Origin of the sequence: Microbacterium sp. LB12, assembly GCF_037150835.1 — a bacterium.
Lineage (GTDB): Bacteria > Actinomycetota > Actinomycetes > Actinomycetales > Microbacteriaceae > Microbacterium.
Genome location: NZ_JBBCPF010000007.1, coordinates 87,135 through 98,570, shown reverse-complemented (window position 1 = coordinate 98,570; position 11,436 = coordinate 87,135). Strand labels below are relative to the sequence as shown.

The window sequence follows — 11,436 nt, the reverse complement described above, 5'->3', positions numbered from 1 at the left end:
CCGAAAGGGGTCATGCCACTCCGCCACGACGGCGACGACCATGTCGCGCACACACGAAAGCGGCGGCCCATCCCTGCAGGATGTGCCGCCGCTCAGCGAAAGCGCGGGGTGCTACTCGTTCCCGACCGCCTTGTCCGCACTGTCGCGGATCTCGTCGATCTTGTCTGCCGCACCCGGGGCGATCTTCTTGGCGAAGTCGGCGACGCCGTCGAGCACCTTGTCGCTGATGTCCTCAGCCTGCTCGCTCTTCACGGCCTCGGCGATCTTGTCCTTGTTCTGCTCGTAGAGGTCCTTGCCCTTGTTCACGGCGTCTTCGATGCCCATGTGATTCCCCTTCTGACGTGAGTGCGGTCGGCCGGTCGGGTCGACCACACTCATTGTGCATGTCGGGCCCGACAAAGGGAACCCTCGCGACGACCCGCCAACGACAAGCGACCCGCCAACGACAAAGGGGCCGGACCCGAAGGTCCGACCCCTTTGCGAGGAAGCAGATGCTTACTTGATGATCTTCGTGACCGTACCGGCGCCGACGGTGCGTCCACCCTCACGGATGGCGAAGCCGAGGCCCTCCTCCATGGCGATCGGCTGGATCAGCTCGACCGTCATGTCGGTGGTGTCGCCGGGCATGACCATCTCGGTGCCCTCGGGCAGCGAGATGACGCCGGTGACGTCGGTGGTGCGGAAGTAGAACTGCGGGCGGTAGTTCGTGTAGAACGGGTTGTGACGGCCACCCTCGTCCTTCGACAGGATGTACGCGGTGCCCTCGAAGTCGGTGTGCGGCGTGACCGAACCCGGCTTGACGATGACCTGACCGCGCTCGACGTCCTCACGCTTGGTGCCGCGGAGCAGCAGACCACAGTTCTCGCCGGCCCAGGCCTCGTCGAGCTGCTTGTGGAACATCTCGATACCCGTGACCGTGGTCTTGACGGTCGGACGGAGTCCGACGATCTCGACCTCGGAGTTGATGGCCAGCGTGCCACGCTCGGCGCGACCCGTGACGACGGTGCCACGACCGGTGATCGTGAAGACGTCCTCGACGGGCATCAGGAACGGCTTGTCACGGTCACGCTCCGGGTCCGGAACGCTGTCGTCGACAGCCTGCATCAGGTCCAGGATCGCCTGGGTCCACTTCTCGTCGCCCTCGAGCGCCTTGAGAGCGGAGACGCGGACGACAGGAGCGTCCTCGTCGAAGCCCTGGCCGGCGAGCAGCTCGCGGACCTCGAGCTCGACGAGCTCCAGGATCTCCTCGTCGTCGACCATGTCGGACTTGTTCAGCGCGACCAGCAGGTACGGAACGCCGACCTGCTTGGCGAGCAGCACGTGCTCGCGCGTCTGAGCCATCGGGCCGTCGGTGGCGGCGACCACGAGGATCGCGCCGTCCATCTGAGCCGCACCGGTGATCATGTTCTTGACGTAGTCGGCGTGGCCGGGAGCGTCAACGTGCGCGTAGTGGCGCTTCGGGGTCTCGTACTCGATGTGCGAGATGTTGATGGTGATACCACGCTGGCGCTCTTCCGGCGCCGAGTCGATGGAAGCGAAGTCGCGCTGCACGTTGGTGTCGGACGGGTACTTGTCAGCAAGCACCTTCGAGATCGCTGCGGAGAGCGTGGTCTTGCCGTGGTCGACGTGACCGATCGTTCCGATGTTGACGTGCGGCTTGGTCCGCTCGAACTTGGCCTTAGCCACTGGGTCCTCCTCAGGACGTCGTTGCAGAGGTGACCGGGCACTGGTTTGCGACCGGTTCTCTACGGGTTAGGTTCTCAGTTTAGTAGAGAGGGAATGTGAAGTTGTAGGGGACCTGGGAGCCGGCCCCTCGCTCACGAGGAGCCGACTCCCAGAAGGGTGATTACTCGCCCTTGGTCTTCTGGACGATCTCGTCGGCCACTGCGCGGGGCACCTCAGCGTAGCTGTGGAACTCCATCGAGTAGACGGCGCGGCCCGAGGTCTTCGAGCGCAGGTCGCCGATGTAGCCGAACATCTCGGACAGCGGAACCAGAGCACGGACGACCTTGACGCCGGCGGCGTCCTCCATCGACTGGATCTGGCCACGACGCGAGTTCAGGTCGCCGATGACGTCGCCCATGTACTCCTCGGGAGTGCGGACCTCGACGGCCATCAGCGGCTCGAGCAGCACGGGGTTGGCGCGACGCGCGGCCTCCTTGAAGCCCATGGATCCCGCGATCTTGAACGCCATCTCCGAGGAGTCGACGTCGTGTGCCGCACCATCGACGATGGTCGCCTTGACGCCGACCATCGGGTAGCCCGCGAGGACTCCGACGTTCATCGCGTCCTGGAAACCGGCGTCGATCGAGCCGATGTACTCACGAGGGATGCGACCACCGGTGACGGCGTTCACGAACTCGTAGGTCTTCTCGGAATCGAGGTCGAGCGGCTCGATGGTGAACTGGATCTTTGCGAACTGTCCAGAACCACCGGTCTGCTTCTTGTGCGTGTAGTCGTGCTTCTCGACGGTCTTGCGGATCGTCTCGCGGTACGCCACCTGCGGCTTGCCGACGTTGGCCTCGACGTTGAACTCGCGCTTCATGCGGTCCACGAGGATGTCGAGGTGCAGCTCGCCCATGCCCTTGATGGTCGTCTGACCGGTCTCGGGGTTGAGCTCCGTGCGGAATGTCGGGTCCTCTTCGGCGAGCTTCTGGATGGCGACACCCAGCTTCTCCTGGTCGGCCTTGGTCTTCGGCTCGATGCCGACCTCGATGACCGGCTCCGGGAACGTCATCGACTCGAGGACGACCGGGGCTGCCGGGTCGGTGAGGGTGTCACCCGTGGTGGTGTCCTTCAGACCGATGACCGCGTAGATGTTGCCTGCGGTGACCGAGGGGACCGGGATCTCCTTGTTGGCGTGCATCTGGAAGATCTTCCCGATGCGCTCCTTCTTGTTCTTGGTCGAGTTGACGACCGCAGAACCCGACTCGAGGTGACCCGAGTAGACGCGCACGTAGGTGAGGCGACCGAAGAACGGGTGCACGGCGACCTTGAACGCGAGGGCCGCGAACGGGTCCTTCGCGTCGGGGTGACGCTCGATGATCGTGTCGTAGTCCTTCGGGTCGTGCGCCTCGATCGAGCCCACGTCGAGCGGGTTCGGGAGGTAGTCGACGACCGCGTCGAGCATCGGCTGGACGCCACGGTTCTTGAACGCGGAACCGCAGAGCACCGGGTAGAGCTCGCTGGCGACGGTCATCTTGCGGATGGCGCCCTTGATCTCTGCGACCGTGAGCTCCTCACCGCCGAAGAACTTCTCGAGCAGCACGTCGTCGGACTCGGCGACGGTCTCGAGGAGCAGCTGACGGTACTCGGCAGCCTTCTCCTTGAGGTCCTCCGGGATCTCCTGGATCTCGTAGGAGGCGCCCATGGTCACATCACCCTTGGCGTCACCCGCCCAGACCAGCGCGCGCATCTCGACCAGGTCGACGACGCCGATGAAGTCGTTCTCCGCGCCGATGGGCAACTGGATGACGAGCGGCTTGGCGCCGAGACGGTTGATGATGGTGTCGACCGTGAAGTAGAAGTCCGCGCCGAGCTTGTCCATCTTGTTGACGAAGCAGATGCGGGGGACGTTGTACTTGTCGGCCTGACGCCACACGGTCTCGGACTGGGGCTCGACGCCCTCCTTGCCGTCGAACACGGCGACTGCACCGTCGAGCACGCGGAGCGAACGCTCCACCTCGACCGTGAAGTCCACGTGACCGGGGGTGTCGATGATGTTGATCTGGTTCTTGTTCCAGTAGCAGGTCACGGCGGCAGACGTGATCGTGATGCCGCGCTCCTTCTCCTGCTCCATCCAGTCGGTGGTCGACGCACCATCGTGCGTCTCGCCGAGCTTGTGGTTGACGCCCGTGTAGAACAGGATGCGCTCGGTCGTCGTGGTCTTGCCGGCATCGATGTGCGCCATGATGCCGATGTTGCGGACCTTGCTCAGGTCCGTGAGCACGTCTTGTGCCACAGGAGTGTCCTTATCTTTTGGAGCAGTCGTACTGCGAAGAGGGGGTGCCCGTCCCTCGGCGTGTGGCCGAGGGACGGGCGGAGCTGATTACCAGCGGTAGTGAGCGAACGCGCGGTTCGACTCGGCCATCTTGTGCGTGTCTTCGCGGCGCTTGACCGCGGCGCCCAGGCCGTTCGACGCGTCGAGGATCTCGTTCTGCAGACGCTCGGTCATCGTCTTCTCTCGACGGCCCTTGGCGTAGCTCACGAGCCAGCGCAGAGCGAGCGTGTTGGCGCGGTGAGGCTTGACCTCAACCGGCACCTGGTAGGTCGAGCCACCGACGCGGCGGCTGCGGACCTCGAGGGTCGGGCGCACGTTGTCGAGCGCCTTCTTGAGCGTGGCGACAGCGTCCTGGCCGTTCTTCGCCTCGACGCCGCGGAGGGCGCCGTAGACGATCGACTCGGCCAGCGACTTCTTGCCGTCGACGAGGATCTTGTTCACCAGCGAGGTGACGATCGGTGCGCCGTATACCGGGTCGTTGACGACGGGGCGCTTCGGGGCAGGTCCCTTACGAGGCATCTAACTCAACCCTTCTTCGCGCCGTAGCGGGAACGAGCCTGCTTACGGTTCTTGACAGCCTGGGTGTCCAGGGCGCCGCGGACGATCTTGTAACGCACACCGGGGAGGTCCTTGACACGACCGCCGCGCACGAGCACGAGCGAGTGCTCCTGCAGGTTGTGGCCCTCGCCGGGGATGTACGCGGTGACCTCGGTGCCGTTGCGGAGCTTCACACGAGCGACCTTGCGCATCGCCGAGTTCGGCTTCTTCGGGGTGGTGGTGTAGACGCGGGTGCAGACCCCGGCCTGCTGCGGGTTCGACTTGAGCGCTGGCGCCTTGGTCTTGGTGACCTTGGGCGAGCGACCCTTGCGAACCAACTGCTGAATGGTTGGCACGTTCTCTCCTCTTAGTGCTGCACGGTGACAGCGTGATGGGTTTCACATCATGACCCACCGGCACGCCGGAATCGGCGGGCTTTTGGTGTGGTGGGTATGCCGTGGGAGCGGACCGGCAAGGTGCCGACGCCCAGTGCGCACGTCAAGACGTGCACACACCTGATCAATTGTAATGCCGCGTAACGTGCCGGTCAAATGAGTGCAAGTCCGCCACGGCTAGGCTGGCGTGGTGATGAAGGAGCCGCCCCGGGTCGCCGTTCTCGGCCCTGCGACCGTGGTGTCGGATGCCGGTGTGGTCGAGCTTCCCGGTCCGACCGCTCGCGCGCTTCTGGTTGCTCTCGCCCTCGGCTCCGTTCACCCGCGCAGCGTCGAGGCCATCGCCGCCGACATCTGGACGGACGACGATCTGCCGGCCAATCCGCGCGGATCTCTGCAGACACTCGTCTCCCGGCTGCGGGCGGTCGCCGGCGCCGATCTCGTGCGCAGCGGCACCGCCGGATATGCACTCGTCGCCCCGGAAGACACCGATCTCGCCCGTGCCCGTGCGCTCGAGACCCACGCCGCACTTCTTCCCGAAGGCGATCCGGCTCGACTGGTGCTGATCGACGACGCCCTCGCGCTCTGGCGCGGCGAGGTCGGGGCCGATCTGGGTCACGCGCCCGTCTCCGCCGACCTGGTCGAGGTCGCCGCCGCATTGCGCGGACGGCTGGACGACCTCCGCAGCCGGACCCTGCTCGCCGTCGGCAGAGCCGGCGAGGCGATCGGCACCTTGCGCTCCCTCGTCGAGGCGCACCCGTTCGACGAGGGAGTGCACACACGACTCATGGCCGCTCTCGCGGCGGCCGACCGCCCGCAGGAGGCGATCGCCGTCTACGCTGACCTGCGCGCGCGCCTTCGCGACGAACTCGGCACCTCGCCCGCAGAGGCGACCTCGGCTCTCCACGCGCGCATCCTCCGCGGCGAGGCCACGTCCCCCTCGTCCCCGGTGCGGATCGGCCTGCGCTCGGCCCCCAACGTGCTGATCGGTCGCGACGACGACCTCGCCCGCATCGCGGACCAGCTCACCCGGTCGCGCCTGGTCACGATCCTCGGCGCGGGCGGTCTGGGCAAGACCCGGCTGGCACAGGCGGTGGCCGCGGCATCCGATGCACCGATGGTCGCCGTCATCCCGCTGGCGAGCATCCGAGCCGCCGCCGATCTGGAGCCGGCGATCGGCGCTGCGCTCGGCATCAGCGAGACGCGCACCGGAACCACGCTCGCCGATGCACGATCTCAGCCCGATCTGCGCACCCGCATCGTCGCGCTGTTGGGCGAGCGGCCAGCCCTGCTCGTGCTCGACAACTGCGAGCAGATCATCGATGCCGTCGCCGCCTGGACGACCGAGATGCTCTCGTCGCTGCCGCACCTGCGCGTTCTGGCGACCAGTCGCACCCCCGTCTCCATCTCGGCCGAGTCGGTGTATCCACTGGCGCCGCTCCCGATCGAGGAGTCCGGTGACTCCGGTCCCGCTGTGCGCCTGTTCCGGGAGCGCGCCACGGCCGTGCGCCCCGGTGCCTCGCTCCCTCCGGCGGTGATCGCCCGCGTGTGCCGGCGGCTCGACGGCCTGCCTCTGGCGATCGAGCTCGCCGCCGCTCGGATGCGCACCATGACAGCCGAACAGATCGAGGCACGGCTGGAGAATCGGTTCGCCCTCCTCACCACCGCCGACCGCGCCGCACCGGCTCGCCACCGCACGCTGCAGGCAGTCATCGAGTGGAGCTGGGACTTGCTCGACCCAGACGCCCGGCACGCGCTCGCTCTCCTCTCCGTGCTTCCCGCCGGCTTCACCGCCACGACCGCCGCCGCCGTGCTCGGCGAGGACACCGTCGACGATCTGCTCGACCGACTTGCCGGTCAGTCACTGATCGTGGTGGTCGAGAGCGCGGGCGACGATGGCATCCGGTTCCGGATGCTGGAGACGGTGCGCGAGTTCGGTCTCGCCAGGCTCGTCGACGACGGTGACGAGGATGCCGCCTGGGATGCCGTGCTCGCCTGGGCGGGCGCGTTCAGCCGGAAGCCGGGGGCCGGACTGTTCGGAGCGTACGGGCCGTTGCGTCCTGAGGTGCTGCGCGAGCTCGACCTCGAGAACGACAACCTCGTCGCCGCCCTGCGCCGCGCGATGGATACCGGGCAGCAGGCGGAGGCGGTGTCGATCTTCGCCGCGCTGACGTCGTCGTGGGTCGTGCGCGGCGCCTTCACCGAGTTGATCGGCTTCGCTCCGGTGATGCTGCCGACGATCGAGGGCCTCTCGGCGGGGCTGCTGCCGTCCGATGTCGTCGCACCGGTGCTGCTCGTGTGCGCGCTGATGGCGCTGGTCGGCGACGACGTGCGCGGATTGCGGGTGTTCCGCCTCGTCCGCCGACTGCGGGAGGACTCGAGCGACCTGAGTCCCGCGTGGAATGCTCTCGCCGCGGTCGCCAGCGTGGCCGCGCGCCCTGCTCGCATGGCCGCCCTACTCGCGGAGCAGCGGCTGTCGTCGGAGGCGTCGGTGCGACTGGTGGGCGAGTTCCTCACCGCCCAGTCCGCCGAGAACGAGGGCCAAGCAGCGATCGCCGGAGCGGCGGCACAGCGGGCGTGGGAGCTGGCGGAGCGCCTCGGCGACCGCTGGCTGGCGTCGTTGTCCGCCAGTTCTGCGGCGCAGGTGGCCAGCCAGTCCGCCCGACCCGCGGAAGCTCTGACCTGGATGGACCGCGCCGAACGCAGCTCGGACGGCTTCGACGCGCTCGACGAACGCCGCCAACAGGACTGGATCCGCGGAGTGAGCCTGATGAGCCTCGGACGGCTCGACGAGGCCGAGATGCTGTTCGAGCGGCTCACCCACATCACCGAGCTCACACCGCAGGGCCTGGAGTTCGCCTCGGTCGGATGGGTCGGTCTTGCCGAGGCCGACCGGGCCCGTGGACGGTTCGACAGCGCCGCCGCCCGTTACGACCGCGCGATGGCCACCTTCCGCTCGCACGACCAGCGCGCATCGCCGTGGTTCCTGATGGTGATGGCGAGCCTCGTCTCCGCCGTCGTTCTCGACGAGCTGCGGATCGAGCTCGGGGCCGTGCGCTGGGCGAACCGCCTCCGCACGCGCATGCTGGCCATCGCACGGATGCGGCCGGAACACGTCGACCGCCCTGTGCTCGGCACGACTCTGGCTGGCTGGTCGACCTGGGCGTTGACTGTGCCCGAGCTGCGGGAGCGCGGGCTGGGTGCTCTCGCCCTGGCGGAGGCACTCGGCGGACGCCAGGATCTGCCGAGCCTGCATCTCGACGTGCTGCGCTCCCATGCGACCGCGATCGTCGGGCGCGAAGGGGTCGCCGCAGCCAGGGCCCGGGTCGCGGGATATCCGTCCGCCGATCTTCCCGCCAGGGCGCTGGCGCTGTTGCGGATACGCGAAGCGCCCCACGCGGACTGACCACGCAGGGCGCTTCGCGCGCAGGACTCAGGCCTTGCGCATGTAGGCCCGCACGGTGAGCGGCGCGAAGATCACGACGATCACCGCGGCGCCGAGGAGCGAGATCCAGGCGTCGACTCCGAAGGCGCCGTTGTTGACGATCTCACGCACCGCGGTCACCAGGTGCGACACGGGGTTGATGTTGACGAAGCCCTGCAGCCAGCCGGGCATAGTGTCGACCGGTACGAACGCGTTGGAGAGGAACGTGAGCGGGAACAGCACCAGCATCGAGATGCCCTGCACGCTCGACGCGGTCCGCGCGATCACCCCGAAGAAGGCGAAGATCCAGCTGATCGCCCACGAGCACGCGATGACGAGGAGACCGGCGACGAGCACCGCGCCGAGACCGCCCGCAGGACGGAACCCCATGATGAAGCCCATCGTGAAGGTGAGGGTGGTGGCGATCGCGTAGCGGATCGTGTCGGCCAGCAGTGCGCCGGAGAGCGGCGCGATGCGGGCGATGGGCAGTGAGCGGAAACGGTCGAACACGCCCTTGTCCATGTCCTCGCGCAGTTGGGTGCCGGTGACGACCGAGGTGGTGATGACGGTCTGCACCAGGATGCCCGGGATGATCGTGGGCAGGTAGGAGGCCACATCCCCGGAGATCGCGCCCCCGAAGATGTAGGTGAACATCAGCGTGAAGATGATCGGCTGCAGGGTGACGTCGAACAGCTGCTCGGGAGTGCGACGGATCTTGACGAGTCCGCGGTACGCCATTGTGAACGTGTTCTGCACGGTCTGGGCGACGCTCGTGCGGTTCTTGAGCCGACGATCCGATGCCGGGGTGATCATCCGGCGCGGGGCCGGTGCGATGGCCGTCATGCGTGCACCTCTTCCTTCTGGGTGTCGCTCGACGCCGCCTGGTCGGTCGCGTCGTGGCCGGTGATCGTGAGGAACACCTCATCGAGAGTGGGCTTCTGCACGCTGAGCTCCGAGACGCCGATCCCGGACTCACGCAGAGCGATGAGCAGGTCGGCGATGCGGTCGGCATCGGCCATCGGCGCCGTGATGCGCGCCGCCTCCGGGGAAAGCGTGCCGCGCACACCGAGGATCCGCTCGATCGCGAGCAGCGCGTCCGAGGTGTCGGCAGCCTCCGCGAGTCGCAGCTGCAGACTCGAGCTGCCGACCGAGGCCTTGAGCTCGTCGGCGGTGCCTTCGGCGACCACCCTGCCGCGATCGATTACGGCGATACGGTCGGCGAGCTGGTCCGCTTCGTCGAGGTACTGCGTGGTGAGCAAGACCGTCGACCCGGTCGCGACGAGCTCCCTGATCGTGTCCCACATCTGTCCGCGGGTGCGGGGGTCGAGGCCCGTGGTCGGCTCGTCGAGGAAGATCAACGGCGGCTGCGCGATGAGGGATGCGGCGAGATCGAGGCGCCGACGCATCCCCCCGCTGAAGTCCTTGAGCGGTCGGCGGGCGGCCTCGCTGAGCCCGAAGCGCTCGAGCAGCTCGACCGACTTTCTCCGTGCTTCGGCACGGGATAGTCCGAGCAGACGCGAGAAGATGATGAGGTTCTCGGTCGCGGAGAGCGTCTCGTCGACGGAGGCGAACTGCCCGGTGACGCCGATGAGCTGGCGCACGACCTGGGGCTCGCGCACCACGTCGTGCCCGAAGACGCGGCCGCTGCCGCCGTCCGGGCGCATCAGCGTCGCGAGCATGTTGATGGTGGTGGTCTTGCCGGCGCCGTTCGGGCCGAGCACGCCGTAGACGGTGCCGGTCTTGACGCGGAGGTCGACGCCGTCGACCGCCCGGTTCTGACCGAACACCTTCACGAGCCCCTCGGCCTCGACGGCCCAGTCCGATGTGAGATCTGTCATTCGGAAAGCATCCGCCGGGCCGCTTTCACGGCACTGTCGTCGCGCTGACAGCGACTGTCACCGCAGGCGACCCTGGCTCGGGCTCAGGGCAGGTCGGGGTCGAACGGCGAGTCCAGAGACTCGGTCAGCTCCGCCAGCAGCGCCTCGATCTGCGGCTCGACATGCTGCGAGATCGCCGCCTGGATCTGGATGCGGTGGCGCAGCAGGATGCCGCAGATCTCACGCCCCACCAGGTTGGCGTACTCGTCCGCGAGCGCGACCTCCTGGCGGAGGGCGATCTTGGCCTCTTCCGTCAGCGGCGGCAGGGCCGGGAGATCGGCGGCGGAGTCATCCGCGAGTCCGGCGATCGTGAACAGGAACGGCGCCCCCGGGACCGGCTCCGGGTCGAGCGGGAGCCCGTCGAACTCCGGGTCGAGATCCTCGGCCGGACGATAGCTGCGCGCACGGTTGCGGGCGGCCTGCTGGTCGAGTTCGCGCTGCAGCATCGGCAGATTCCGCGCGGTGTAGTCGGCGACGGCATGGTCGATGATCGTCTTGATCCGTGTCGAGAGTCCGTGCTGCACACCATGCGGGGTGTCGGCACCGATGCCCGCCGCCGACAGGATCGGCGACCCGAGGCAGCGACGGCAGGGCGCGACGCGACCACGGTGGGTCGCCGGCTCCCAGCGCGGCACCCAGCGCAACCAGGCGTCGACGGCCTGGTCGACCTGCGTCTCCAATGAGCGCTCCACCCCACCAGCGTACGGCGCGTCGCGCGTCGCCGCCGCGATTTCCCACGCGACGGCGGGGCGAGAGGGTCACTCCTCTTCGCGCTCCCACGGCCAGCGCGGGTGCTCGGCGCGGGTGCGTCGCAGTGCGATTCCGCCCCACGCGGCGATCAGACCGGCGACGAGGATGACCGCGCTCGCACCGCCGCGCACCAGATCGCCGGCGACGGCGGTCGCCAGCACCACGTTCCCGTCGCCGATGAGCACCGTGAGCCACACCGCCGCCAGGTGAAGCAGCGCGGCGACGAGAGCGATCGCGATCGTCGCGACGTAAGACGGTCGCTGACGCCGCAGCGTCGACCACAGCATGAGCCCGAACGCGACGACCGCCGCGAGCATGCCGACCACGCCCGGCGCCTGCCCGAGATCCGGCACCGCGATGATGTCGGTGTCGGTGGCCACGCTCAGCGCCCCGAGCCCGAACACCGCGAGGGCGAAGAAGCTGATCGTGGCGAGGACGGTGGCGAGGACAGCCGAA

10 protein-coding genes are annotated in these 11,436 nt (G+C 67.9%); 1 reads left to right on the top strand and 9 read right to left on the bottom strand.

Features of this window, described 5'->3' with window-relative positions; translation table 11 throughout:
• Nucleotides 1-111: 111 nt before the first annotated feature.
• The 5 genes from WFM69_RS13480 to rpsL all read right to left on the bottom strand — a co-directional run bounded on the left by WFM69_RS13480 (nucleotide 112) and on the right by rpsL (nucleotide 4,893).
• Nucleotides 112-324 (bottom strand): hypothetical protein, encoded by a 213-nt coding sequence (locus WFM69_RS13480; protein ID WP_045264638.1) that lies wholly within the window; start codon nucleotides 322-324, stop codon nucleotides 112-114.
• A 171-nt stretch (nucleotides 325-495) separates the two neighbouring features.
• On the bottom strand, nucleotides 496-1,686 hold the full coding sequence (gene tuf, locus WFM69_RS13475) for an elongation factor Tu (protein WP_017829210.1): 1,191 nt from the start codon (nucleotides 1,684-1,686) through the stop codon (nucleotides 496-498).
• A 160-nt stretch (nucleotides 1,687-1,846) separates the two neighbouring features.
• Nucleotides 1,847-3,961: an elongation factor G gene (gene fusA / locus WFM69_RS13470; RefSeq protein WP_337005493.1), complete on the bottom strand. Its 2,115-nt coding sequence runs from the start codon at nucleotides 3,959-3,961 to the stop codon at nucleotides 1,847-1,849.
• A gap of 87 nt (nucleotides 3,962-4,048) precedes the next feature.
• Entirely contained in the window at nucleotides 4,049-4,519 is a 471-nt protein-coding gene (gene rpsG / locus WFM69_RS13465; protein ID WP_017201608.1) for a 30S ribosomal protein S7, read from the bottom strand.
• Between the two features lie 5 nt (nucleotides 4,520-4,524).
• Complete coding sequence (rpsL, locus tag WFM69_RS13460) at nucleotides 4,525-4,893, bottom strand: 30S ribosomal protein S12 (RefSeq protein WP_017201609.1); 369 nt, start codon at nucleotides 4,891-4,893, stop codon at nucleotides 4,525-4,527.
• 232 nt (nucleotides 4,894-5,125) lie between these two features.
• On the opposite strand from rpsL, the gene WFM69_RS13455 reads away from it, so the two are divergent.
• Nucleotides 5,126-8,335 (top strand): ATP-binding protein, encoded by a 3,210-nt coding sequence (locus WFM69_RS13455; RefSeq protein ID WP_337005491.1) that lies wholly within the window; start codon nucleotides 5,126-5,128, stop codon nucleotides 8,333-8,335.
• A 27-nt stretch (nucleotides 8,336-8,362) separates the two neighbouring features.
• Here WFM69_RS13455 and WFM69_RS13450 read toward each other — a convergent pair whose 3' ends face one another.
• The 4 genes from WFM69_RS13450 to WFM69_RS13435 all read right to left on the bottom strand — a co-directional run bounded on the left by WFM69_RS13450 (nucleotide 8,363) and on the right by WFM69_RS13435 (nucleotide 11,360).
• Nucleotides 8,363-9,196, bottom strand: coding sequence for an ABC transporter permease (locus WFM69_RS13450; protein ID WP_337005489.1), 834 nt, complete (start codon nucleotides 9,194-9,196; stop codon nucleotides 8,363-8,365).
• Nucleotides 9,193-10,191, bottom strand: a complete 999-nt coding sequence (locus tag WFM69_RS13445) for an ATP-binding cassette domain-containing protein (protein ID WP_337005487.1) — start codon at nucleotides 10,189-10,191, stop codon at nucleotides 9,193-9,195. Before WFM69_RS13445 ends, WFM69_RS13450 begins: the two co-directional genes overlap by 4 nt.
• Nucleotides 10,192-10,274: 83 nt before the next feature.
• The gene (locus WFM69_RS13440; RefSeq protein ID WP_337005485.1) at nucleotides 10,275-10,922 is read right to left on the bottom strand and encodes a spermidine/putrescine ABC transporter substrate-binding protein; all 648 of its coding nucleotides are present in this window, start codon (nucleotides 10,920-10,922) and stop codon (nucleotides 10,275-10,277) included.
• Between the two features lie 66 nt (nucleotides 10,923-10,988).
• Entirely contained in the window at nucleotides 10,989-11,360 is a 372-nt protein-coding gene (locus tag WFM69_RS13435; protein ID WP_337005483.1) for a hypothetical protein, read from the bottom strand.
• Nucleotides 11,361-11,436 lie beyond the last annotated feature (76 nt).